At 61.0% G+C, this 25022-nt stretch carries 26 protein-coding genes; 22 read left to right on the top strand and 4 right to left on the bottom strand.

Annotated features, from left to right (window positions below; all coding sequences use genetic code 11):
* Positions 1-22: 22 nt before the first annotated feature.
* The 10 genes from cheY to motD all read left to right on the top strand — a co-directional run bounded on the left by cheY (position 23) and on the right by motD (position 11152).
* A complete protein-coding gene (cheY, locus tag ACCAA_RS06090; RefSeq protein ID WP_186406330.1) occupies positions 23-412 on the top strand; it encodes a chemotaxis response regulator CheY in 390 nt (129 codons plus the stop codon).
* A 1-nt stretch (position 413) separates the two neighbouring features.
* Positions 414-1289, top strand: coding sequence for a protein phosphatase CheZ (gene cheZ / locus ACCAA_RS06085; RefSeq protein ID WP_186406329.1), 876 nt, complete (start codon positions 414-416; stop codon positions 1287-1289).
* A gap of 10 nt (positions 1290-1299) precedes the next feature.
* Positions 1300-3219: a chemotaxis protein CheA gene (locus ACCAA_RS06080; protein WP_186406328.1), complete on the top strand. Its 1920-nt coding sequence runs from the start codon at positions 1300-1302 to the stop codon at positions 3217-3219.
* A gap of 173 nt (positions 3220-3392) precedes the next feature.
* Positions 3393-4532, top strand: coding sequence for a flagellar biosynthesis protein FlhB (gene flhB / locus ACCAA_RS06075; protein WP_186406327.1), 1140 nt, complete (start codon positions 3393-3395; stop codon positions 4530-4532).
* Positions 4525-6609: a flagellar biosynthesis protein FlhA gene (gene flhA / locus ACCAA_RS06070; RefSeq protein WP_186406326.1), complete on the top strand. Its 2085-nt coding sequence runs from the start codon at positions 4525-4527 to the stop codon at positions 6607-6609. Before flhB ends, flhA begins: the two co-directional genes overlap by 8 nt.
* Complete coding sequence (gene flhF, locus ACCAA_RS06065) at positions 6606-7934, top strand: flagellar biosynthesis GTPase FlhF (protein ID WP_186406325.1); 1329 nt, start codon at positions 6606-6608, stop codon at positions 7932-7934. The genes flhA and flhF overlap by 4 nt, the downstream gene beginning before the upstream one ends.
* A 1-nt stretch (position 7935) precedes the next feature.
* Positions 7936-8820 carry a MinD/ParA family ATP-binding protein gene (locus ACCAA_RS06060; RefSeq protein WP_186406324.1) on the top strand — a complete coding sequence of 295 codons (885 nt, stop codon included), beginning with the start codon at positions 7936-7938 and terminating at the stop codon, positions 8818-8820.
* A 21-nt stretch (positions 8821-8841) separates the two neighbouring features.
* Entirely contained in the window at positions 8842-9588 is a 747-nt protein-coding gene (locus tag ACCAA_RS06055) for an RNA polymerase sigma factor FliA (protein ID WP_186406323.1), read from the top strand.
* Entirely contained in the window at positions 9581-10321 is a 741-nt protein-coding gene (locus ACCAA_RS06050; RefSeq protein ID WP_186406322.1) for a flagellar motor protein, read from the top strand. Before ACCAA_RS06055 ends, ACCAA_RS06050 begins: the two co-directional genes overlap by 8 nt.
* 3 nt (positions 10322-10324) lie before the next feature.
* Positions 10325-11152, top strand: coding sequence for a flagellar motor protein MotD (motD, locus tag ACCAA_RS06045; RefSeq protein WP_186406321.1), 828 nt, complete (start codon positions 10325-10327; stop codon positions 11150-11152).
* Between the two features lie 11 nt (positions 11153-11163).
* On the opposite strand, the gene ACCAA_RS06040 is transcribed toward motD, so the two are convergent.
* The 3 genes from ACCAA_RS06040 to flgA all read right to left on the bottom strand — a co-directional run bounded on the left by ACCAA_RS06040 (position 11164) and on the right by flgA (position 12732).
* A complete protein-coding gene (locus ACCAA_RS06040; RefSeq protein WP_186406320.1) occupies positions 11164-11640 on the bottom strand; it encodes a flagella synthesis protein FlgN in 477 nt (158 codons plus the stop codon).
* Between the two features lie 14 nt (positions 11641-11654).
* Entirely contained in the window at positions 11655-11936 is a 282-nt protein-coding gene (gene flgM, locus ACCAA_RS06035) for a flagellar biosynthesis anti-sigma factor FlgM (protein WP_186406319.1), read from the bottom strand.
* Between the two features lie 91 nt (positions 11937-12027).
* A complete protein-coding gene (gene flgA / locus ACCAA_RS06030) occupies positions 12028-12732 on the bottom strand; it encodes a flagellar basal body P-ring formation chaperone FlgA (protein WP_186406318.1) in 705 nt (234 codons plus the stop codon).
* 215 nt (positions 12733-12947) lie between these two features.
* Here flgA and flgB point away from each other — a divergent pair, with 215 nt between their 5' ends.
* The 12 genes from flgB to ACCAA_RS05970 are packed head-to-tail and all read left to right on the top strand — an operon-like array spanning position 12948 to position 24222.
* Complete coding sequence (gene flgB, locus ACCAA_RS06025) at positions 12948-13349, top strand: flagellar basal body rod protein FlgB (RefSeq protein WP_186406317.1); 402 nt, start codon at positions 12948-12950, stop codon at positions 13347-13349.
* 5 nt (positions 13350-13354) lie between these two features.
* Positions 13355-13759, top strand: coding sequence for a flagellar basal body rod protein FlgC (gene flgC / locus ACCAA_RS06020; RefSeq protein ID WP_186406316.1), 405 nt, complete (start codon positions 13355-13357; stop codon positions 13757-13759).
* A 25-nt stretch (positions 13760-13784) separates the two neighbouring features.
* Entirely contained in the window at positions 13785-14471 is a 687-nt protein-coding gene (locus tag ACCAA_RS06015) for a flagellar hook assembly protein FlgD (RefSeq protein WP_186406315.1), read from the top strand.
* A 16-nt stretch (positions 14472-14487) separates the two neighbouring features.
* Positions 14488-15768, top strand: coding sequence for a flagellar hook protein FlgE (flgE, locus tag ACCAA_RS06010; protein WP_186406314.1), 1281 nt, complete (start codon positions 14488-14490; stop codon positions 15766-15768).
* A 29-nt stretch (positions 15769-15797) separates the two neighbouring features.
* A complete protein-coding gene (locus tag ACCAA_RS06005) occupies positions 15798-16547 on the top strand; it encodes a flagellar basal body rod protein FlgF (protein ID WP_186406313.1) in 750 nt (249 codons plus the stop codon).
* A gap of 16 nt (positions 16548-16563) precedes the next feature.
* Positions 16564-17346: a flagellar basal-body rod protein FlgG gene (gene flgG, locus ACCAA_RS06000; RefSeq protein ID WP_186406312.1), complete on the top strand. Its 783-nt coding sequence runs from the start codon at positions 16564-16566 to the stop codon at positions 17344-17346.
* 49 nt (positions 17347-17395) lie between these two features.
* Entirely contained in the window at positions 17396-18043 is a 648-nt protein-coding gene (locus ACCAA_RS05995; protein ID WP_245754463.1) for a flagellar basal body L-ring protein FlgH, read from the top strand.
* A gap of 12 nt (positions 18044-18055) precedes the next feature.
* The gene (locus ACCAA_RS05990; RefSeq protein ID WP_186406310.1) at positions 18056-19192 is read left to right on the top strand and encodes a flagellar basal body P-ring protein FlgI; all 1137 of its coding nucleotides are present in this window, start codon (positions 18056-18058) and stop codon (positions 19190-19192) included.
* Between the two features lie 32 nt (positions 19193-19224).
* The gene (gene flgJ, locus ACCAA_RS05985; RefSeq protein ID WP_186406309.1) at positions 19225-20211 is read left to right on the top strand and encodes a flagellar assembly peptidoglycan hydrolase FlgJ; all 987 of its coding nucleotides are present in this window, start codon (positions 19225-19227) and stop codon (positions 20209-20211) included.
* Between the two features lie 47 nt (positions 20212-20258).
* Positions 20259-22313, top strand: coding sequence for a flagellar hook-associated protein FlgK (gene flgK, locus ACCAA_RS05980; RefSeq protein WP_186406308.1), 2055 nt, complete (start codon positions 20259-20261; stop codon positions 22311-22313).
* A 10-nt stretch (positions 22314-22323) separates the two neighbouring features.
* Positions 22324-23673, top strand: a complete 1350-nt coding sequence (gene flgL, locus ACCAA_RS05975; RefSeq protein ID WP_186406307.1) for a flagellar hook-associated protein FlgL — start codon at positions 22324-22326, stop codon at positions 23671-23673.
* A 15-nt stretch (positions 23674-23688) separates the two neighbouring features.
* Positions 23689-24222: a hypothetical protein gene (locus ACCAA_RS05970; RefSeq protein ID WP_186406306.1), complete on the top strand. Its 534-nt coding sequence runs from the start codon at positions 23689-23691 to the stop codon at positions 24220-24222.
* 10 nt (positions 24223-24232) lie between these two features.
* On the opposite strand, the gene fliR is transcribed toward ACCAA_RS05970, so the two are convergent.
* The gene (fliR, locus tag ACCAA_RS05965; RefSeq protein ID WP_186406305.1) at positions 24233-25015 is read right to left on the bottom strand and encodes a flagellar biosynthetic protein FliR; all 783 of its coding nucleotides are present in this window, start codon (positions 25013-25015) and stop codon (positions 24233-24235) included.
* Between the last annotated feature and the right edge of the window lie 7 nt (positions 25016-25022).

The raw sequence follows: 25022 nt of genomic DNA, 5'->3' as shown, positions 1-25022 counted from the left end.
AAAAAGCAACCAGGAGTAAGGAATGGCTGATCCAAAGATGAGAATTCTGGTGGTGGATGATTTTTCGACGATGCGACGCATCGTCAGGAATCTCCTCAAGGAACTGGGTTTCTCCAATGTCGACGAGGCTGAAGATGGTGCAGCCGCGCTGCAGAAGTTGCAGGCCGGCGGGTTCGAGTTTGTGGTTACCGATTGGAACATGCCGAACATGGACGGCTTGCAACTCCTGCAGGCGATTCGCAGCACGGCGACGCTGAAGCACCTGCCGGTGCTGATGATCACCGCCGAGGCCAAGCGGGAGAACATCATTGCTGCTGCGCAGGCGGGAGCAAGCGGCTATATCGTCAAACCGTTTACTGCCGCGACGCTCGCCGAGAAGCTGCAGAAGGTTTTTGAGAAGATGGGTGGCTGAGATGAACGACGCCAACAGGTCCGGCGACTCGGATGATCTTGAAGCACTGTTCGACAGCATCGTCTCGCAACGTGACACCACCGCAACTCCGCTACCAAAGCCAGCAAAACCTTCCTCGCCGTCACTGATCCAGCAGTTGCGCGAAGGCGGTGGCGAGGCTGACGACAGTGATGACTTGCAGGCCTTGTTCGATTCCGTCGTGGCAGTGCAGACTCAGATTCCGGCAGGTCCTGGCCCCGAATCGCCGGAGGGTTCCGACCCGTGGCCGGATCAGGACAAGGTGTTTCATCGCGTCGGTCAGATGGCCCGACAGTTGCATGACACGCTCGGTGGGCTGGGCTACCATGAGCTTCTCGAAAGTACGGTTGCAGCCATACCGGATACCAGGGACCGGCTCAATTATGTCGCCAACCTCACCGAGCAGGCGGCCTGCAGGGTGTTGAATGCGACCGATATCGCCCATCCCTTGCAGGATGAGCTGGAGTCGGCTGCCGCTGCGCTGGCGGCCAGGTGGGATGCGTTGTTTGACAACCAGATGGCCGTTGAGGACTTCAAGCGACTGGCGGAGGAGACGCGTTCTTTCCTCAAACAAGGATTGCCGCGGAAAACAGAAGCGACCAAAGCGCAGTTGCTCGAGATCATGATGGCCCAGGACTTCCAGGATCTGACTGGCCAGGTCATCAAGAAAATCATTGTCATGGCGCAGGAACTGGAGGCGCAACTGATGGGCGTGCTGATCGAAATCATGCCCGGCGAGCGGCGCACCGACTCGGTGATGAGTCTGCTCAACGGGCCGGTGATCAATGCCGAAGGGCGCAGCGACGTCGTTGCCACGCAAGAGCAGGTCGATGACCTGCTCGGTAGCCTGGGATTCTAGGAGGTTCAGGATGAGCGATTTTGCCGGGATGGAAGACCTGCTGCAGGATTTCCTGCAGGAAGCCGGTGAACTTCTGTCGGATGTGGATAATAGACTCGTCGAACTGGAGCGCAGTCCCGACGATCGTCGCCTGCTCAACGACATCTTCCGCGGCTTTCACACGATCAAGGGCGGCGCCGGTTTTCTCAACGCGGGCGAACTGGTGGCTCTGTGTCACTTGACAGAGAGCCTTTTCGACAAGTTGCGCACGGCCGAGATGAGGCTGACGCCGGGGTTGCTGGATAGCATCATGGCCGCGACGCAAGGCGTTCGTCAGATGTTTGGCACGATTGCCCAGGGCCGGCAGCCACACGCGGCCGCTAGTGAGGTGGTGGCGGCCCTGCGCGCTGCGCTCGAAGGTGGCGATGCGGTGCCGCCGTCTACGTCACTGGCAGCCGCTGGTGCTGCGCCCGAGGCGTCGGCGGCGCCGTCGTCAGCCCAGGCGGTGACTGATCAGGGCCCGGACTGGCAGGCACTGCACGCGACCTTGACCGGACAGCAGCAGCCACCTTCGACAGTCGCGCCATCTGCAGAGCTTCCGGCCGAGGTTGACCTCGCGGGCCTGCAGCCGCACTTCCCGCCCGAGGGGCGCCGCGTGACGGACAAGCCGGGCGCCGTAGTGAGCGGTGCTCCCTCCGGTCGCCGCGCGGAAGAAAAGGCGGCTGCTCGCGAGACAACGATTCGCGTCGATACCGCGCGGCTCGATCAGGTGCTCAATCTGTCCGGCGAGATCGGGCTGACGAAGAACCGCCTGACCAGCCTGCGTGCGGACATACTTGCCGGCAGGACCGATACGGAGACTCTCCAGGCGCTTGACCAGGCGGTCAGCCAGCTCGATCTGCTGGTTTCCGACTTGCAGAATTCGGTGATGAAGACGCGCATGCAGCCCATCGGGCGTCTGTTCCAGAAATACCCGCGCATTGCCCGCGACCTTGCTCGGCAATTGGGCAAGGACGTCGAGTTGGCATTGGTCGGCGAAGAGACTGAAGTAGACAAGACGATGATCGAGGATCTCGCCGACCCGCTCATCCACCTGATTCGCAATGCGGTTGATCATGGCGTCGAGCCGCCCGACGAGCGCCAGGCGGCCGGCAAGCCGGCGAAGAGCGTGGTCCGTCTGGAGGCGCGACAGGAAGGCGATCACATCGTCCTGATCATTGCCGACGACGGACGCGGGATCAATGCGGAGCGTATCAGGGCGAAGGCGGTCGAGAAGAACATCATCAGCGAAGAGGAAGCCAATACGCTCGACGATCGGCAAAGCCTTAACCTTATTTTCCTGCCCGGTTTCTCGACGATGGCGCAGGCGTCGGCGGTGTCGGGCCGCGGCGTCGGCATGGATGTGGTCAAGACCAACATCCAGAAGCTAAATGGTTCGGTCGAGATTCGTTCCGAGCCTGGCAAGGGCTCGGTGTTCATCATTTCCCTGCCTTTGACCCTGGCCATTCTGCCAGTTCTGCTCGTCATGCTCGGTAAGCAGCCATTCGCCCTGCCGCTTTCCATGGTCAGGGAGATCCTGCCGATCGACCATGAGCGGATGCAGGAGGTGGGTGGCAAGGAGACGCTAGTCGTCCGCGGCGAGATTCTGCCGGTGATCGCACTGTCGCGTTTGCTCGGCTGGCCGCAGGTGCAGCCTCCCGAGTATGGGGTCCTGATGCAGATTGCGGAACGTAGCTTCATTCTCGCAGTCGATAATTTTGCCGGCCGTGATGATGCAGTGATCAAGGCGCTGGACGATTTCCGCCCACGCGGGGTGGCCGGGGTGACGACGCTGTCAAATGGTCAGATCGTCCTGATACTCGACATGAAGGAATTGCTTTCGGATCTGGCCTCGCACAGCGAACGCGATGCACGCAGCGGCCATTCAAGGGCGCTTGATCTGCTGGCGTGAGCGTTGAGGCCGGAAGCTGTTCAGGGGGCTGCGGCCCCCTGAATTTTTTGGTGTCAGCGCGACAGATGTTGCTTTCGCGCAACTATCCGAGAAATGGTCTAAATAAAACGGCATACATCTCTATTTATTATGGTTTTTTTCTATAATGGCGTAGCCTACACTGGAAGCGCGACATGGCTGAGGAAAGCGATCTCGAACGAACCGAACCGGCGTCAGGTCGACGCCTGGAACAGGCGCGCGAGGAGGGGCAGGTTCCTCGTTCGCGTGAGGTCGGCGCTTTCCTGATTCTGATCGTTGCTGCGGCGGCGTTCTGGTTTCTCGGTCCCTGGATGGTGCAGCGGGGGGCAGCAATTTTCCGGCGCGGTCTCGTTTTCGATCAGGAATTGACGCGTGAACCGCAGTTGATGCTGCTTCGCCTGGCCGATATTTCGCTTGATGCGGGCTTGACTTTCGCCCCTTTGTGCGTCGCACTGGTCGTTGCTGCCCTGCTCTCGCCGTTTTTTGTCGGTAGCTGGAATTTTTCCCCCAAGACCCTGCTGCCTGACGCCTCGCGCATGGATCCACTAAAGGGCCTCGCTCGCCTGGTTTCTGTGACCGGTCTGGTGGAACTGGTCAAAGCAGCATTCAAGGCCCTCCTGGTCGGCGGCGTTGCGGTCTGGGTCCTGTGGCGCGAGCGGGAAGACCTGCTCGCCCTGTTCGCGCAACCGAGCCAGGTCGGCCTGTCGAGTGCCGGTCATTTGCTCAGTTTCAGCTTCTTCGTGATCGTTGCGTCCATGTTGCTGATCGTCGCTGTCGATGTTCCTTTCCAGATCTGGCAATATCACGACAAGCTCAAGATGAGTCGTCAGGAAGTCAAGCAGGAAGGCAAGGAACTAGAAGGAAATCCGGAAATAAAGGGCCGCATTCGGCAGTTGCAGCGTGAGGCGGCTCGCAAGCGGATGATGGCAGCGGTACCTGCCGCCGACGTCATTGTCACCAACCCGACCCATTTCGCGATTGCCCTGGCCTATCGGAGTGGGATGCGAGCGCCCAAGGTTCTGGCCAAAGGGATGGGCGAGGTGGCCCTCAAGATCCGTCAACTGGGCACCGAGAGCGATGTGCCGATGATTGAGGCGGCTCCTCTGGCACGCGCGCTCTATCGCCACGCCGAGCTCGATCAGGACATTCCGGCTGCCCTGTACGCGGCCGTCGCCGAGGTGTTGGCCTATGTTTATCAACTGAACGGCTGGCGTCACAACGGGGGCAGTTATCCGCTGCCGCCGCGCGACATTGCCGTACCCGGCGAACTCGTCCCGGAGGTCGTGAATGGCTAGCACGAGCGTGGTTTTGCAGGATATCTTCGTCCGCTTTGGCCAGCGGCAAATGGCCGGGCCGGTACTGATTCTGCTGATTCTGGCGATGATGGTCCTGCCGCTGCCAGCTTTCGCCCTAGATCTTTTTTTCACCTTCAATATTGCCATTTCGGTGATTGTCATGCTGGTCGCCATGAGCGTGATCAAGCCGCTTGACTTCTCGGTCTTTCCGACGGTGCTGCTGGTCACGACTTTGCTGCGGCTGTCACTCAACGTTGCTTCGACACGCGTCGTTCTGCTCCAGGGGCATACTGGTCCGGGTGCAGCAGGACGGGTCATCGAAGCATTCGGACACTTCCTGGTCGGCGGAAACTATGTTATTGGACTGATCGTGTTCACGATTCTGGTGGTCATCAATTTTGTGGTCATCACCAAGGGTGCGGGTCGGGTGGCTGAAGTGGCGGCGCGCTTCACCCTCGACGCAATGCCGGGCAAACAGATGGCCATTGATGCCGACCTCAATGCCGGATTGATCGGCGAGGACGACGCGCGCAAGCGCCGTGCGACGATCGCCGAGGAGGCGGGATTCTTCGGGTCCATGGACGGTGCTTCCAAGTTCGTTCGCGGCGACGCGGTCGCCGGCATACTGATCATGCTGATCAATGTGATTGGTGGCCTCTTCGTCGGCGTTCTGCAGCACGACATGGATATCGGCACGGCGGCGAGAACCTATACCTTGCTGGCGATTGGTGATGGCCTGGTCGCCCAGCTCCCGGCCCTGATCATCTCAATTGCCGCGGGCATGGTCGTGACGCGCGTCGGGGATGCTCAGGATGTTTCGCAGCAGTTCGTTGCCCAGCTCTTCAATAAGCCAAACGTTCTGTTTCTGACGGCGGCGATCATCGGTTTGCTGGGCCTGATTCCCGGCATGCCGAATTTTGTTTTCCTGCTGCTCGCCAGCGGTCTGGCGGCCATGGCCTGGCGGATGGAGAAACGCATGGTGACCGCCGCGCCGGTGCTGGTCGCCGCGGCACCCGTGGCGCCACGGGAGACACAGGAGGCTACTTGGGCGGATGTGACGCCTCTTGATGTTCTCGCTCTCGAAGTGGGCTATCGGCTTATCCCTTTGGTTGACAAGGGGCAGGACGGTGAGTTGCTGCGCCGTATCCGTGGCTTGCGCAAGAAGTTCGCTCAGGAGGTGGGTTTTCTGGTCTCTCCCGTTCACATCCGCGATAATCTGGAACTGAAGCCAAACGCTTACAAGATCCTCCTCAAGGGCGTCGAAATCGGCAATGGAGAAGCCTTTCCAGGAAGCCTGCTGGCGATCAACCCCGGCCGGGTCGCGGGACAGGTGCCAGGTACGGCAACCAAGGATCCCGCCTTTGGTCTGCCGGCGGTGTGGATCGAGACTGCGCTGCGGGAGCAGGCACAGGCGTATGGTTATACGGTCGTCGATGCCAGTACGGTGACCGCCACACACCTCAACCACCTGATTCTCTCGCACGCAGCGGAGCTTCTGGGGCGGCAGGAAACGCAAGCATTGCTCGACCACCTGGCCAAGGAAATGCCCAAGCTGGTCGAGGATGTGGTGCCCAAGGCCATGCCCCTCGGTGTTCTGCAGAAAGTGTTGCGCAGCCTGCTCGAAGAGGGTGTGCCGATTCGCGACATGCGGACGATCATCGAAACCCTGGCGGACAGTGCGCCGCGCTCGCAGGACCCGGAGTTCCTGACCGCACAGGTGCGCATTGCGCTGGGTCGTTCGATAGTCCAGGATCTCTACCCGGGTGGTGCTGAAATGCAGGTGATGTCGCTGGACCCGCAGCTCGAGCGCCTTCTCCTGCAGGCGGTGGCGGGCGGCGGCGATGGTGCCGCCATCGAACCGGGCCTTGCCGATACGCTGGTTCGCGAGGCCGTTGCCGCGGCGCAGCGCCAGGAGGCAGGGGGGCTGCCCACCGTGCTCCTGGTACCCGCTAGCCTGCGCACGCTGTTGTCCCGCTTTCTGCGGCGGAGCATTGCTCAACTGAAGGTACTCGCCCATGGCGAAATACCTGAGAGCAGGATCATCAAGGTTACCTCAATCATCGGGGGCAGGGTATGAACGTCAGGAAATTCATCGCCGCGACCGCGCGAGACGCCTTGCGCAAGGTCAGGGAGACTCTGGGACCGGACGCCATCATTCTGTCCAATCGTGGCATTCCCGGAGGCGTTGAGATCATGGCGGTTGCCGCCCGAGACATGGAGATGATCGTGCCGACTCCGGAACGTGAAGCGCCATCTCGGGGCAAAAAGGACTACGGGGACTACGGCTACGCGGCTGGCCAGGCAACCGACAGCGGCCCAGGGCGTGGCATCGGGCCGCAGGTACGCGTAGCGACCCAGGCGCCGGGGCTGCAGTCCGCGCAGCCGGTGTCTGCGCTGCCGTCGCTGGATGCGCCACGGCCACTCCCCCAGAAGGCGCCGACGCCAGAGGCGGAAGTCATTCCGGCGACCATGATGGAGGAGATCCGTACGCTCCGCCGGATCGTCGAACAACATCTGGCTGGCTTTGCCTGGGGGGAGTCCGCGCGCGCCGAGCCGGTGAAGACGGAGATGCTGCGCCAGATGCTTGACGCCGGCTTTTCGCCGCAGTTTGCTCGCCAGTTGCTGGTTGATCTGCCTCGCGGTCTCGACACCGGGAATGCGCTGGCCTGGGTCAAGGGTGGTGCCGACCGTTGCTTGTTGACCATCAATAGCGAAACCGACATCGTCGACCGTGGCGGCATCTACGCGCTGGTCGGACCCACCGGGGTGGGCAAGACGACGACGACGGCCAAGCTTGCGGCGCGCTGCGTGCTGCGTCACGGGGCCAGGAAGCTCGCCCTGGTCACCACCGACGGTTACCGGATCGGAGCGCACGAACAACTGCGCATCTATGGCCGCATCCTTGGCGTATCGGTACATCTGGCCAGGGATGCCGACGATCTGCGCGCCACGCTCAATGATCTGCAGCACAAACACATGGTGCTGATCGACACGATGGGTATGAGCCAGCGGGATCGACTGGTGAGTGAGCAGGTGGCGATGTTTGGTGACAGTCAAGTCAAGTCCCTGCTGCTCCTGTCGGCGACCAGCCGTGGTGACACACTGGATGATGTCGTCAGAGCCTACAGCGGGTTGCATCTCGCCGGTTGTGTGCTCACCAAGGTCGACGAGGCTGCAGGCCTGGCCTCATCGCTGGATGTGATTCTCCGCCACCGCTTGCGCCTGTTCTACGTTTCCAATGGACAGCGGGTACCGGAAGATCTGCATCTGCCCAATCGCCCCTATCTGCTGCACCGTGCGTTCAAGGATGTGCCCGAGACTTCGCCGCATCGCCTGGCAGGCGTCGAGCCCGGCTTGATGATGGCCAGCTCCGGTGCCAGTATGTTGTCTGCAGGAGGCTAGTGTGGCTGAGTTTCGGGGAGACCAGGCGGCTGGTCTGCGTCGCCTCTTCGCTACTCGACAGGTCCGTATCGTGACCTTTGTCGCTGGCCGCGTGGGAGTGGGCAAGAGCATGTCGGTAGCCAATCTGGCGGCTGCACTGGCCCGCCAGGGGAGGGAAGTGCTGGTGGTTGACGAGAACACGGACGACAGCATCGCCGCGTTCTACGGGGCGTCTGCCGTCCACGATCTGCAGCAGGTCGTCGATCGCGAAAAGTCGTCGTCGGAAGTAATCGTCTCGGTAGCGCCGGGGATCCGTGTTCTGCCGGCCGCCAGGATCGTCCAGCAACTTGCCAGGTTAAACGCTGCTCAGCAGCGGAGCCTGGTCGAGTGCATCACGGAAATCGGCCGGCCAGCCGACGTTGTTCTGGTCGACGCGTCGCCTGATCATCCGCTCGGCTTCTCGCCGCTCGGTCTGGCTGCCCACGAGACCGTGGTCGTCGTTTCGCCGAATGGCGCCGCCATCACCGACGCCTACGCGTTGATCAAGAAGGTCAGTCTGGGTTACTCGCGCAAGCATTTCCGCATTCTGGTGAACAGGGCACGTTTGGCCAGCGAGGCGCAGGCGATCCATGACAACATCGCCCGGGTGACCAGCAGTCGCGGGCTTGCACGCCTCGAATACGCGGGCTATGTGCCTTTCGATGAGCAGTTGCGACAGGCTTCCCGGTTGTGTCAGCCTGTGGATGGTCTGTTTCCGGATTCGCCGGCAGCACAGGCGTTTCATGCCATGGCCAATGATCTGCTGAATTGGCCACCGGTCGACGATGATCGAGGGGGGCTCGAACATTTCGTAGAACAACTGTTACACTTGAGCCAACACATAGATCCCGTCGCGATCTACGCCTGATAGCCTCCGGCACACGAATGAATGTATAACGCTGCTGGTCAGCTCAACAAGGATCAGCTGATCCAGCGCTTCGCGCCGCTGGTGAAGCGAATCGCTTGTCATCTCATGGCCCGCCTTCCAGCCAGTGTTCAGGTCGACGATCTGGTACAGAACGGAATGCTTGGTCTGCTCGACGCGAGCAACCGTTTCGAAGCGGGAATGGGCGCTCAGTTCGAAACCTACGCGGCGCAGCGGGTGCGTGGTGCGATGCTCGATGGTTTGCGCGAGAACGACTGGTTGCCACGCAGCTTGCGTCGTGATTTTCGGCGAATCGAGGTCGCCATTGCTCGACTCGAGCAGGAAAATGGCCGTCCGCCGAGCGAAAGGGAACTTGCCGATTGCCTCGGTATGGCGCTTGGCGACTACCAGAAAATGCTCCAGGACGCGCGCGGGCATCAGCTCGTCTACCTTGAGGACCTGGTTGCCGAAAGTGGTGAGGATTTCCTGGAACATCATCTGATCGACGGTGACGCCGATCCCGCGAAGCTTCTCCAGGATCAGCATCTACGTCAGTCATTGGTAGAGGCGATCGAGGCTCTGCCAGAGCGCGAAAGACTGCTGATGGCGCTTTACTACGAGCAGGATCTCAATCTGCGCGAGGTCGGAGCGGTGATGGGGGTGACCGAATCGCGGGCTTGCCAGTTGCACAGTCAGGCGGTAATCCGATTACGTGCCCGCTTGTTTGGCGGCGGTGAGCGCAAGGCGACGAAAGCCGAGGTCCATGGATAGGACGAGCATCCTGGGCCTGCTGATCGGCTTCGTGGCTATCGTTGGTGGTCAGATTCTCGAGGGAGGACATGTCGGATCGCTGTCGCAACCGACGGCGATGTTGATTGTCGTCGGAGGTACGCTTGGCGCGGTCATGCTGCAGAGCCCCTACGCGACTTTCCTGCGCGGGGCCAGAATGGTGAAATGGGTTTGGTATCCCCCCGTGGTCAATCATCAGCAACTGATCCAGCAGATCTCTGGCTGGAGCCAGGTGTCGCGCCGAGAGGGTTTGCTGGCCCTGGACTCGGTGGTCAACGAACTCAAGGATGACTTCACGCGCAAAGGGCTGCAACTGCTGGTTGACGGCGCAGAACCAGAACGGCTGCGAGAGGTTCTAGAGGTCGAGATCAGCACCTTTGAACAGGAAATGAAGCTTTCGGCACGAGTCTGGGAGGCTGCCGGCGGGTATTCGCCAACCATCGGCATCCTGGGCGCCGTAATGGGATTGATACAGGTGATGGAGAATCTCTCGGATCCTTCCAAACTTGGTGCCGGTATTGCGGTTGCTTTCGTCGCGACGATCTATGGCGTGGGCCTCGCCAATCTGGTCTACCTGCCGGTGGCCAACAAGCTCAAGACACACATCAATCGCCTGATCGTACAGCGCGAGATGATTGTCGACGGGCTGGTCGGAATCGCCAATGGCGATAATCCACGGATCATTGAAAGTCGCCTTCGAGGGTATTTCTTGTAACTCATGACACGTCGAAAACGCGAAGACGAAACGGAGAACCACGATCGCTGGCTGGTGTCCTATGCTGACTTCATCACCCTGCTGTTCGCCTTCTTCGTCGTGATGTACGCGCTTTCTTCGGTCAATGAGGGAAAGTACCGCGTACTGAGCAATTCGATGGTCAGCGCCTTTCGCAACGTTGCGGTCAATAGCAGCGGACAGAACATCGTGGTCATGCCGCCGCCGGTGCCATTACCGACGCTTACCGAGAGCAACACGCAGGAGGCCAGCAAACACAAGCAGCGCGAGAAGATGCGCAACGCCGCAAAGGCGATTCTCGACGTGATGGCGCCGCTGGTCGCACAGGGAAAGGTTCGCATTCTTGAAACCAGCCGCGGTGTGACCATCGAAATCAATGACAGCATCCTCTTTTCGCCGGGGCAGGCCTTGCTCCAGCCGCAGTTGATCACAGCCATGCAGTCGGTGGCCGAGGTACTCGTCGCCACTGACTTTCCAATCACCATTGAGGGGCACACCGACAACGTTCCGATCAAGAGCGTTCAGTTCCCCTCGAACTGGGAGCTTTCTGCAGTGCGTGCGACGACCGTCTTGCGCCTGTTTGCCGACGCAGGCATCGCCGCCGAGCGCCTGACGGCGATCGGCTACGCCGATACGCGGCCGGTGGAGCCTAATCTCTTGGCTGATGGGCGGGCGCGCAATCGTCGGGTGACGATCCTGATCGACTCGCAGATTCCAGAGAAGGGAACGGAGCTGAATCTTCGCGGGCAGTCCGCCGAGACCAGCGAAGCGCCGGCATCAAAAGAGGCTGCGCCGCAGCAATCAACTCGCTAGACGGGTTCCAGCTAGGCGCTGTCGGTAATGCAGCGGCCGCTGGGAGGCGTACTTTGACCGTCCGGGCCATACAGGCTGAGGGAGGTGCTCGTGCCGAGCAGAGTTTCCAGGGCCAGCGCGTTGTGTTGCATGCGAATCTGGATCAACTCACCATTCGATCGATTGAGTTCGCGCGCCTGGCTGGCGAGCGACAGCAGCGATGACCAGATGGCGCGCGCATGGATCTCCTTGGGGTGAGCAGCAAACCAGGCGGCCATTCCAGCTCTGTCCAGGGTGAGCCCCGCTGCCGCGAGAGACTCGTTGCGCCGGGCCGCGAGGGCGGTGAGTTCGGAGGCAAGGCCATTCTTCTCACCGACCAGGGCGATCAGCGTGCCGACTTCACCGGTGATCAGCATCTCCTGTTCCAGCCCCAGGAGGGCCACGAAGTGCCGTACCGCAGCAAGCTCTGCCTCGATGATGGGAACGAAATCCAGTGTTGCCGCCGCCATCAAGGTTCCAGCGTTCAAGCCTGCCGTTGAGAGCCGACGAGCTCGCTGGCCGAGGTGATCAGGCGGTCGGCGATCGCGCCGGTATTGATCGTGAAGCGACCGTCCGCGATGGCCTGCTTGATTTCTGTCACCCGGTTGGCGTCGAAGGTCGCTGGGTCAGCGGTCGCCTGTAACTGCGAGGCAAGCTCGCTCAGGTGGACTTCCGCGGCATTGCCGCCCGTCGGTTTGCTGATGGTGCCACGATTTCTCGTCTCACCGACAGTGGTCGCCGTGCTCGTTGTGCTGTCGATCTTCATGGTGCTGCCCCTTCAACGGTTGTGCTCAATTCCAGTATCGGCGAACATCGGTAGAACTTTAGCAGTTTTTCGTCACAGCGGACGAAATGCGTCAGTACGTCACCTCAACGATGCCGCCGGCACGGGCAACGCCGCTGACCACCTGCCCGGTGGCTGTCCTGACCTGGGCGATCTGTCCTTCGGTGGCGTTGTTCAGCGCCTTGCCCTCATTGCTGACCGTGAAGCCGGTGCCCGACGAGAGCAGCTTGACGCTCTGCCCCTGCTGAACCGCCCACGGGGCGATCAATAGATCGCCGCGCAGTGGCTGGCCGGCAGCGACGCCATTCCTGACCGTCTTTCCCACGGCTTGCGCCGGGTCGGTTAGTACGCTGGCCGGCAAAGCACCGAGGTCGCCGCTTTGCGTGCGCACGTCGGTGGCGCTGACGATCTGGCCGGCAGTCAGTTGTCGTGCGGTCAGCAGGTAGCTTCCGGAGACCTTGACCTGCACCGCCACATAGACCGTCCACGCGCTTGGCGCCAGGCAACGTATGCCGACGGTCGTCCTTCCCCATAGCTGACCGCCCGGCGGCAGGAACGGCTCGAACGCGCTGCATGGCGCGCGCTGAGCGTGTTGATCAAGCGGGCCGACGCTGTAACTCACCTGGCCCGGCAACCCCTGGGTCTGGGTGCGCAGGTATTGATCCAGCGTGCTGGATAGGGATGTCTCGGCGCACACCCCGCTCGTGATGGCCGCCAACAGTCCGCACAGGAGCTTCAAGACGCGGTCAGGGCGGTCGATGAGGTAAAGAATGGACATGCCGCCATTCTGCCTGATTCTGGCGCGGTAGCGAAAATACTGACTGACCCACAGCCTTCGCGGTCAGCGGCAAGATTTGCCGGCAATCCGGCAATGGCCTGTGTGGCGCGTCGGCAAAGCAAGGGCGAAACCCTTGCCGGCCTTCGTTCCGTAATAATGGCATGAATATTGCTTAGGTTGTTCCACGTCACATCACACCGCCAAAAGAGGTCATCGTGGTCAGCAAGCTTGACAATGCGTTATTCTTCCAGAAGCAGGCACTGACCTTGCGCGCCAATCGGCAGCAGGTGCTGGCGGGAAATATCGCCAACGCCGACACGCCGCACTATCAGGCGAAGGATTTCGATTTCACCGCGGCGCTGCACAGTGCGGTCGGCGGCCGCGGCGCCGGCAAGCTGGCACTCGCCAGCACGTCTCCGGGCCATTTGCAGGGGAGTGCGGGATCCGGCCCCGTGCGCCTGATGTATCGCCAGGCAGGGCAACCCAGTGCCGATGGCAATACGGTCGAGATGGATGTTGAGCGGGCGCAGTTCGCCGAAAACGCTGTTTACTACGACGCCGGCCTGACCTTCCTAACGCTTCAGATCAAAACCCAGTTGGCAGCCCTTCAGCCGTAATCAGCATGAGCATTTTCAATACCTTTCAGATTGCCGGAAGCGCCATGACGGCGCAGTCGATCCGCCTGAACGCGGTAGCCAGCAACCTGGCGAATGCCGACAGTGTGGTCGGCTCGGATGGCCAGCCTTATCGTGCCAAACAAGTCGTATTCGCGGCCACGCCGATGGGCAGCGCTGCGGCGCAGGGTGTGCGGGTCATGCAAGTGGTTCAGGACGGCAGTCCGGGGCGCATGGTTTATGAGCCACGTAATCCTGCCGCTGATGAAAAAGGCTACGTCACGATGCCCAACGTGAGCGTCGTTGAGGAAATGACCAACATGATCTCGGCGGCGCGCTCGTACCAGACCAACGTCGAAGTGATGAACACCGCCAAGCAATTGCTACTCAAAACGCTGACGCTTGGCCAGTAACCAGCGAACACTCAAGGAGGAATAGATGGCAGCCGTGCAATCAAGCAATTCAGCGAGCGATGTCTTTGCCTCGCTCAACGCCCAGTCCAGGGCCAAATCGACTGATTCGACCTCGACGAGCGGGGCCGCGGTACAGGATCGTTTCCTCAAGCTGCTGGTGACGCAGCTACAGAATCAGGACCCCCTCAACCCGCTGGACAACTCGGCGGTTACCACGCAGATCGCCCAGATCAATACCGCGACCGGAATCGAGAAGCTCAATACGACCCTCGAGACGCTGCTAAGCACTTACCACGAGACTCAGGCCACGCAGGCGGCCGGTTTGATCGGCAAGAATGTTCTCGTGGCGGGTTCAAAACTCGCTCTTGCCAGTGGCGAAGCGGAAGGTGGCGTCAATCTCGCCGGGCCGGCCGACAGTGTGATGCTGAAGATTCTCGACGCTGCGGGCAAAACGGTGCAAAGTCAGAACCTCGGTGCGCGCGACGCAGGCAGCTTCACCTTTACGTGGGACGGCAAGACCGATTCTGGTGTCGGTGTACCTGCGGGGACTTACAGCTTCACGGTCAGCGCCCTGCGCGGCACCGAAAAAGTGAGCGCAGACACTTTGCAGCTTGGCACGGTTTCTGCTTTGGTCAGGAACGGGGCCACCTTCCAGCTCGACCTCGGCGAGCTCGGAAGAGTAAGTTTGGACAAGGTGCAACAGATTCTCTAGGAACAGGGGGACAAGTATGAGTTTCCAACAGGCGTTAAGCGGTCTGGCTGCTGCGGGTACCGCGCTGGATGTAATCGGCAACAATGTGGCCAATTCGAGTACCGTCGGATTCAAGAGCGCCACGGCGGATTTTGCGGATCTCTACGCGGCTTCGTTGAGCACGTCCAGCGCTTCCCAGGTTGGTAGTGGGGTCGGCGTGGCGGCGATCAGGTCGCAATTCACCCAGGGTAATCTGACGACGACCAGCAATCCGCTCGACCTGGCGATCAATGGCGGCGGCTTCTTTCGCATGAGAAACAGCGGCAGTGGGACGATCACCTACTCGCGCGATGGTCAGATGAAAACCGACAAGAGCGGTTATGTGGTCAACGACCAGAACCTTCGTCTGACCGGCTATAACTACGACCCCAAGGTTGGCGCTCTGGTGCCTACGCTGACCGATCTGAAGCTGTCTTCCAGCCTGCTTCCGGCGAAGCCGACAAGCAACATCACGATCGGCCTCAATCTCGACTCCGGGGCCACGGTTCCGTCAGTGGCTTTTCCCCCTCCCCCAGTCCCCGCAGTCCCTCCGCTGCCCTCTGTTCAGCCGCCGACGACATCGTACAATTTTGCATCTCCCGCGACGGTCTTCGACTCGTTGGGGAATTCTCATGTTTTTAATACTTACTACGTTTTCGTAAGCCCTGGTACGTGGAATATGTACGCCACACTCGATGACAAATTTGACGATGCGAGCATGGCAGCAGGGACCCTTCCCGCTCCCGTGCCGATTACTTTCGATTCCTCGGGTACGATGACTTCATCACCGACGGTCCAGCTTCAAGACTACAAGTTGACCAATGGTGCCTCGACACCATGGACGGCCACCCTGAATTTCACCGATACAACGCAGTTCGGTAGTGCGTCGACGGTCAACAGCGTTGACCAGAACGGATATACCTCGGGTAGCCTCGCTGCCCTCGGTATTGGCAGCGATGGCCTCATTCAGGGGCGCTACAGCAATGGCGCGGCCTTTACACTGGGGCAGGTGTTACTCTCCACTTTTGCGGCTCCGAATGGTCTGGCGAATGTCGGTAACAATCAGTGGAGTCTCACCTCGGAGTCAGGGTCGGAAGTGATCGGTGTGCCGGGAACCGGAGGCCGCGGACTTCTCCAGTCGGCTTCGGTTGAGGAATCGAACGTCGATCTGACCAAGCAACTGGTCGCCATGATCACTGCGCAGCGCAGTTATCAGGCCAGCGCGCAGACGATCAAGACGCAGGATGCGATCTTGCAGACGCTGTTGAATTTGCGCTAAGGCGCTGAACTGAATCGCGCGGGGGGCCTATGGATCATCTGATCTACACCGCAATGACTGGCGCCAAGCAGGTTTTCGTGCAGCAGGCGAGCGTCGCGCAGAATCTGGCCAATGCCACGACGACTGGCTATCGCGCCCTGGAGAACCGCTCCCGCGCTGTGCAGGTTCTTGGCGAGGGTGCGCCGACACGTGCTTTCGCGGTCGACGCTTCGGTGGCCAACGACTTTGAACAGGGGCCGGTGATGACCACCGGTCGGCCGCTCGACGTCGCGCTCCGGGGCGTCGGCTGGATTGCCGTGGAGGGCGCCGACGGTCGCGAGGCGTACAGCCGTGCCGGCAACCTCAAGACCGATGTCAATGGCGTGCTGCAGACCAGTAGCGGCTTCAATGTGCTCGGCGAGGGCGGGCCGATCGCGCTGCCGCCGGACAACAACATTGCCATTGCCACCGACGGGACGGTATCGAGCATTCCGCGTCTGGGTGCCGGGGCGATCAATAACGTCAACGTGGTGGGCCGCATCAAGCTGGTCAATCCACCGGAAAATGATCTGGTCCGCGGCGATGACGGCTTGTTTCGGACTCGTAACGGGGTTCCGGCAGCGGTCGACGACAATGTGAAGATTGTCCCCGAGGCGCTTGAGGGCAGCAACGTCAACTCGGTCGATGCGATGGTCAGAATGATCAGCCTGGCGCGTCAGTTCGAGATGCAGATCAAGATGTTGCAGACGGCCGATGCCAATGCGACTGCGGCCACCAAGATTCTCACGATGAACGGCTAATGGAGACGACAACCGAATGATCACCTCGCTATGGACCGCCAGTACGGGCCTCACTGCGCAACAGGTGCAGATCGACATCATTGCCAACAATCTGGCCAACGTGAGCACCAACGGCTTCAAACAGGCGCGCGGCATTTTCGCCGACCTCCTCTACCAGACGCTGCGTCAGCCTGGAGCACAGTCGTCACTGACGACCCAGATTCCCGATGGTCTGCAGATCGGTTTAGGAGTGACACCGGTGTCCACCGGGCGTATTTTCACGCAGGGCTCATTGCAGCAAACCGGCAACAGTCTCGATATGGCGATTGACGGAGCGGGTTTTTTCCAGGTGCTGCTGCCAGATGGGACGACCGCCTATACACGTGATGGCTCATTTCAGAAGGACAATCAGGGGCAGATAGTCACCGCCAATGGCTATCCCTTGCAGCCGGCGATCACGATCGCCGCACAAGCCTTGACGGTCACCGTGGCGCCGGATGGCGTGGTCAGCATCACGCTGCCGAATGTAACGGCGCCGGTACAGGTCGGGACCATACAAGTCGCCACCTTCGTCAACAACGGCGGCCTGCAGAGCGTCGGCGAAAACCTCTTTCTGGAGACAGCGTCAAGTGGCACAGCGACGCCCAATACCCCGGGAACGAACGGCTCAGGGGTCGTGGTGCAGAACTATGTCGAGGCGTCAAACGTCAACGTCGCGCAGGAACTGGTACTGATGATCCAGACGCAACGTGCTTACGAGGCGAACGCCAAGGTGGTGTCGACCTCGGACCAGATGCTGGCGCGTTTGACCCAATTGTAAGGGACTGATCATGAGTCATGGCTCGATCGTCAATAAGTGGCTACCGGTCATGCCGGCGCTGCTTTTCGTGCTTGGCTGCACGACCGTACCGCCGACCAACGTGCATCAGCCGATGACGGCGCGTCCCATGCACCGGCCGGAAGCGCTCGCTGCCAGCCTTGCAGCGACGGGCACTATCTACCAGGCAGGGGCTTCGCGAACGTTGTACGAAGATCGGCGGGCTCGTTATGTCGGCGATACCATCACGGTGACGATTACCGAAAATACATCAGCGGCGACCAAGTCGAATGCCAACGTCAGCAAGACCGGTAGCCTCAACGCTTCGCTGGGGCCCAACCTCAATCTACCCGGCAAGACGCTCACCGAGCTGAAAGGCAGCAGCAGCAACGTCGCTGCTGGCAAGGGCGATGCGGCGGCCAACAATGTCTTTACCGGCACCATCACGGTGACCGTGATCGAGGTGCTGCCGAACGGCAACCTGCTCGTCTCCGGCGAGAAGCAGGTGGCAATTGGTCATGGACAGGAATACATTCGTCTGTCAGGCGTGGTCAATCCTTATTTCATCAACGCGGCTAATACCGTTGCGTCATCACAGATCGCTGATGCGCGTATCGAATACAAGGAAAGTGGTGCCATCAGTGAAGCGCAGATCATGGGCTGGTTGGCACGGTTCTTCCTTAGTGTACTGCCATTCTGAGGAGGTCCGTGGATGTCCCCGACCATCGGTAGTCAAGCGAGCAGGGTTCTCCCCTGGACGGCAGTCCTCGCCGGGCTGATTCTCGCGCTGCTGAGCTTTTCGGCTGCGGCCGAACGGATCAAGGATCTGGCGTCCGTGCAGGGGGTTCGCAACAACCAGCTCGTCGGCTACGGCCTTGTTTTCGGTCTCGATGGGACCGGTGACCAGACGACGCAGACGCCTTTTACCACGCAGAGCATCATCAATATGCTCGCCCAACTCGGCACCACGCTGGCGACGACCCAGTCGTTGCAGCTCAAGAATGTGGCTGCCGTGATGGTCACTGCCAGTTTGCCGCCCTTCTCTCGAATCGGGCAGCAGATAGACGTCACCGTATCGTCGATGGGCAATGCCAAGAGCCTGCGTGGTGGTACCTTGGTGATGACGCCGATGAAAGGCGCCGATGGCCAGATTTACGCTCAGGCGCAGGGCAGCCTGCTGGTCGGTGGTGCCGGAGCATCGGCGGCCGGCAGCAAGGTGGCCATCAACCACCTTTCCGCTGGTCGGGTGATCGGTGGGGCGACCGTTGAGCGTGAGGTGCCGACGGCGCTGGGGCAGGGCCCGTTCATTCATTACGAGATGGGGAACACCGACTTCGGCACGACCCAGCGCGTGGTCGAGGTGATCAATCGCGAGGTTGGCCCAGGCACGGCGCAGGCCGTTGACGGCAGGCTCATTCGCGTCATCGCCCCCGAGGATCCCAGTAGCCGGGTGGCTTTCCTGGGGAGGCTCGAGAATCTCGATGTGCGTCCGGTCAAGACAGCCGCCAAAGTCATCATCAATCCGCGTACCGGTTCGGTGGTCATGAATCAGACGGTGACCATCGAGTCCTGCGCGGTCGCGCATGGCAGTCTATCGGTGGTCATCAATACCGAGCAGAAAGTCAGCCAGCCCAATGCGCTGGCCGGCGGACAAACGGTGACCACGACGCAGAGCGAGATCGATATCAAACAGGGTGGGGCCTCTCTGATCCAGTTGAAGGCTGGCGTCAATCTCTCCGACGTGGTGAAAGCGATCAACGCGCTCGGTGCCGGGCCGCAGGATCTGCTCTCCATCCTGCAGTCGATGAAAGCCGCCGGTGCTTTGCGCGCAGAGCTTGAAATCATCTGATCCGCCGGTCAACCAGAAGCAGGAAGCAGCGCATGAAACCCACAGACGCCGTCACCAATCGTCTCGCCATCGACCCGGCCGCGGGTGCGGATCTGCGCGCCAGGCTCAGAGACGACCCGCAAGCCGGGCTGAAGCAGACGGCGCAACAGTTCGAGGGCCTGCTGCTGCACCTGATGCTGAAAAGCATGCGTGACGCGACCCCGACGGATGGCCTGCTGGGCAGCGAGCAGAGCCGTTTCTTCACCACCCTTGGCGACCAGCAGTTGGCGCAGAACCTGGCTGCGCAAGCGCCGCTGGGCTTCGCCGGAATGATCGAGAAGCAGTTGGCGAGCCAGATGACCACTCACACAGGTGCCGCGGTGAGTTCGCCACTCGACGCGCTCCAGCAGTCGCTGCTTGCGCAGCAGGCCGCGAGCGCCGCTGCGCGTGCGGCGGGACCTGCCCGGCGGACGCCCGTGACGCCGGCGGTCACGCAAGCCGGCACGACAGCCGAGGTGGGGACCAGCGCTGCGTCGTCCCCGCCAGGCGCGCGCGCCTTCGTCGATCGCGTCTGGCCACATGCCGTCGAGGCGGCTGCGCTGACCGGCGTGCCGGCGCATTTCCTGGTCGCCCACTCGGCGCTTGAGAGTGGCTGGGGCAAGCACGAGATCACGATGGCCAATGGTTCGCCAAGCTTCAATATCTTCGGCATCAAGGCCGGGCGCAACTGGTCGGGACCGACCGCCGAGGTGCAAACGACCGAGTTCGTCAATGGTGTGGCGCAGTCCACACGCGCAACGTTCCGCGCCTATGGGTCCTACGGCGAGGCCTTTCGCGACTATGCCATGCTTCTGCAGAGCAAGCCACGCTTTTCCGAGGTCCTCGGCCAGCAGGATGGCACGCAGTTTGCTCGTTCCCTGCAGCAGGCCGGCTATGCTACTGACCCGATGTACGCCGACAAGCTGGCGCGGATCATCAGCAGCAGCACGCTGCGTCAGGCGATCGCCGCGGCTGGACCGAATCAACGCACTGCCACTTAAGATCTCGGCGCAACGGCCGTTGACGGAATTAACGAGGATCGCACGCCATGAGCACAGGAATGATCGGTAGCAGTCTCAGTGGTTTGCAGGCCGCTCAGCTCGGCCTGCAAACCACCCAGCACAATATCGCCAATGCCAAGACCGCCGGATATACGCGACAGCAGACGGTGCAGGCGAGCAATGACGCAATGAAGACCGGTGCCGGTTTTGTTGGCCAGGGCACCCACGTGGCGACCATCGAGCGGGTTTATAGCCAGTTTCTGACCAACCAGGTCACCCGTTCCCAGAGCAGTGCGAGCGAACTCGACAGCTACTACGCGCAAGTCAAGCAGATCGACAATCTGCTGGCTGATCCGACCACCGGAGTGTCGCCGGCGCTGCAGGGTTTCTTCCAGAGTGTTCAGGATGTCGCTGCCGATCCCGGGCAGTTGTCGAGCCGCCAGGCGATGATCTCATCGGCGCAGACGCTGAGCGCCCAATATCAGTCAGTGGGCGGTCAGCTCGCGCAGATGTACGCTGACGTCAACGGCCAGATCGCGGCCACCGTTGCCGGGATCAATTCCGGCGCTGAACAGATTGCTGCGCTGAATCAGAAGATCGGCATCGCCGAGGCCTCTGTCGGCCAGCCGGCCAACGATTTGCGTGACCTTCGAGACCAGGCGCTTCTCGATCTGAACAAGCTGATCAAAACCACAACCAGCACGAATGGCGATGGCAGTATCAACGTCCTCATCGGCAGCGGTCAACAACTGGTCGTCGGCTCGCTGGTGGTCGACCTGACCACCACGCGGTCTTCCGCTGATCCTTCTCGGCTGGTCATTGGCCGGAAGACCACGGCGGGAATTCAGGAGATGCCGGAGTCTCTGATCAGCGGTGGCAGTCTGGGCGGTTTGCTGGCATTTCGCCGCGAGTCGCTGGATCAGACGAGCAACGATCTGGGGCGCCAGGCCGCATCGTTGGCGCTGACCTTCAATGCGCAAAGCGCGCTCGGTCAGGATCTTCTTGGCCAGTCGGCGGCGTTTCCCGCGCCTCCCGCACTCAGTAGTTTTACGCCAAACTTCTTTTCACTTGCCCAACCAACGGTGATTGCGGACCACGGGAACCCGGCTACCAGCCCGACGCTCAGCGCCACCTTTGTCAGTCCGCCACCGTTCAGCGGCAACTTCTACACCGATCTCGGTCGCAGTGACTACCAGATCAGTTCCGATGGGACAACCGTTACGCTGACTCGGCTGACTGACAACATGCTGTGGACAGGCAGCGACGTGACGGCGGTCAATGCCAAGCTGGCGCTCGATCCGCAGGGGTTTACGCTGGCTGCATCAGCCCCACTGGTGGCTGGTTCGAGCTATCTCGTCCAGCCAACCCGTAACGCTGCCCAACACATCTCGGTCAATGCGGTAGTCGCCGCGGATCCTCGCCTGATCGCGGCTGCGGGACCGATGATCAGCTCGGCAGCGAAGGCCAATACCGGTGCGGCGACGGTTTCGGCAGGCAGTGCTGGACCAGGCTATGCCGCGGCTGTGGCAGCGGCACCGATGTCTCTGGTCTATCAATCTGGCGGGTTGCAGAACTTTCCGGTCGGTGCGCAAGTGTCGATCAATGGCGGTGTGCCGGTGACCATCGCTGCGCCCACCGATGTCGTGCCCTACACCAGTGGCGCGAGCATCACGCTGGTTGGCTCGGTGGTCAGCACGCCACCCTCCGGATTCAGCTTCACGATCGCCGGCCTGCCAAACAATGGCGATACGTTTTCGCTTGCCCGCAATGCCGGGGGCACTGCCGATGGACGAAACATGCTGGCCCTCGGTCAGCTCCAGACGCAGCACACCATGTCCGGCCAAACGACGTCCTTCCAGGATGCGTATGCGCAGTTGGTCAGCGACACCGGCAGCAAAACACGCCAGATTCAGGTCAGCGGGCAGGCGCAGAAGTCCATCCTTGATCAGGCCAGATCGAGTCTCGACTCGTTCTCGGCGGTCAATCTCGACGAGGAAGCAGCCAATTTGCTCAGCTATCAACAGGCCTATCAAGCATCAGCCAAAGCCTTGCAGATCGGCAACAGTCTGTTCGACACGATTCTCGCCATCGTCGCGGCCTAAGGGGCATCAAATGCGTATCAGTACCAATCAGATGTATGACGCGGGTGTGCGCAGCATAGAGCGCAACCAGGATTTGCTGACCACACTGCAGAACCAGATTTCGAGTAACCGACGGATGCTGAGCGCAGCGGATGACCCTGTTGCCGCCGCCCGTTCCCTGACCATCACTCAAACGAAGGCGGTCGGGAATCAATACGCAAAGAATCAGGGCAACGCAAGCGACCGGCTCAGTCTGATCGACAGCCAACTCACGTCCCTCACCGAATCGCTCCGGAGTGTCCGCGACCGCGTTGTCCAGGCCGGCAACACAATCCTCCAGGACAGCGACCGTCAGGCGATTGCCACCGAGCTTGCGGCGCGCTTTGAAGAAGTCCTGGGGATCGCCAACGGCCGCGACGCGGGCGGAGACGACCTGTTTTCAGGTTACCAAGGCGCGACGTCGCCGTTTGCACGCAGCGCAGCGGTCCCGCCGGCGACCACCTCGTCAGTCAGCTATTCTGGTGACGATGGCCAGCGGCTGCTGCAGGTGAGTTCTTCGCAGCAAATGGCGATCAACGTCGCCGGCAGCGATTTGTTCATGAATATCCGCGACGGAAACGGCAGCTTTGCGACCAGCGCCGCCGGCAATGGCTCAGGCAGCCCCAATCAGGGATCAGGGGTGATTGACGCCGGTTCCGTGCTTGATCCGCAGAAGTGGCAAAGTGCCGTGAACGCCTTTCCCTGGCAGGGGACAAGCAATCTCGGGCTGCAGATCCAGTTCTCGTCTGTTGCCGGGGTGAGCAGTTACCAGTTGTTCGATGTGTCGAGCCCGCCGCCGCCCAGTGCCGCCTTGCCCGCCCTGGCGGTCAGCGCCGTGCTGCCGTTCACGCCGGGACAGGCCATTTCCCTGCTGACCACGACGCAGCCACCGGCGGCGCCGGTGACGACCGACTTTGGCGCGCAAGTAGTGATCACGGGGTCGCCCGCCGCCGGGGATAGCTTCACGGTCAAACCGAGTGCCAACAAGAGTGTCTTTGAGACTATGCAGGGGCTGATCGACCTCCTGCGTTCACCGCTGGGTTCGGGCACGTCAACGACAGACTTCTCCAGCCAGTTGCAGGGGCACCTGGGCAATCTCGACCAGGCATTGGCCAATGTCAGCCGCGTGCAGTCGACCGTTGGTGCGCGTTTGAACGAGCTGGACAGTCTGAGCAGTACCTCGTCTTCGCTGGATGTTCAGTACCAGCAGAGCTTGTCCAATATCCAGGATCTGGATATCGTGCAGGCCCTCTCGGACTTCACCAGGCAACAGGTGACCCTTGAAGCGGCACAGAAGTCCTTTGTCCAGGTGACCGGCCTGAGTCTTTTCAAGTATCTGTGATCGACCAGGATGGCCGTGCGCACTGTTGCTGGTTGCACACTGGTGTTGTTGCTCGCTGCCTGTGGCAGCGTCAATTGGCAAGCACCGCCGCGCGCCGACGTGAGCCCGGCAGATTATTCCTATACCCAGTCGCCGAACCCGACGGTCAGCGTGGAGCCCACCAGGGTTGTCGCTCTGGTCGGCGCAGTAGGCTATGCAGCCAGCGAGTATGCCGGCCCGGCAGTCAACCTGGGGATGGCCGCTGCCGCGGTGGTCGCTGCCTACGCCATCTACGATCCGCTGGCCCCCAACTGGACCATCGAGGAGAGGATGGTCAACAATGACACCTACCTCCTGTCCATGCGTGCCAAGAGTTTTCGCACTGGCGGTGACGGCGAGTCAGGGCTGATTCTTCGCCGGCGAGCGCTTCAACTGCAGCGCGAACGGGGCTTTCCAGGCTACCGCATTCTCGACTATTCCGAGGGTGTGGAATCGAGCACGCCGTTCACCCATCGCTATGCCGAGGGAACGATTCAGATGGTTCGCGCTGATCCTGGCAAGAAGCCCTGAACCCTGAGCCCTAGTTTGCCGCGGCGAAATGCCCGAGCATCGACTGTAGCCCGTATTCGAAGAACTGCTGCAAGGGCACGCCCAGATGCGACAGACCGAACATCAGGGCGGCAAAACCGAGCGCAATGCTGAGCGGAAAGCCAATGGCCATCAGGTTGAGTTGTGGCGCCGCGCGGCTCAGAATGGCCAGTGCGAGGTTGCCGATCATCAAGGTGACCAGGATGGGTAGGGCGAGGAGCAGCCCGGCGGAAAAGACGATTGCGCCGGCATTGGCCAGGTTCCACCAGGAACTCGCAGTCAGGTGGGCGGCGCCGATCGGCAGAACCGTGAAACTGTGCGTCAACGTGGCGATTACCATCAGATGACCGTTGATGGCCATGAATATCAGCAGCGCCAGGAGTCCCATGAACTCGGAAATGACCGCCGTCTGGCCGGCCGTCTGCGGGTCATAGGCGGTGGCAAAACCTAGACCCATCTCCAGACTGATGACGTTGCCGGCAAGGTCAACGGCGGTAAAGACCAGGCGCATGGCGAAACCCATGCTGGCGCCAATGACCAGTTGCTGGGCAAGGATCAGAAGGCCTGCCGCCGACGCCGGGTCAAGCGCCGGCATGGGTGGCAATAGCGGGGAAATGGCGAAGGTGATCGCCAGGCCGAGGAGCAGGCGGATGTTTACCGTCAGGGCCGCATTGTCGAATGGTGGGGCGGTGAGCAGTACGGCGAGAACGCGCGTCAACGGGAAAAAGAAAGCCACCACCCAGGAATTGATCTCGGCCGCGGTCAGGCTGATCACCGGGCGC

It is taken from the genome of Candidatus Accumulibacter aalborgensis (genome assembly GCF_900089955.1).
Classification (GTDB): Bacteria; Pseudomonadota; Gammaproteobacteria; order Burkholderiales; family Rhodocyclaceae; genus Accumulibacter; species Accumulibacter aalborgensis.
Note: the sequence above shows the minus strand (reverse complement) of the source record. Positions and strands in the feature narration are given on the sequence as shown.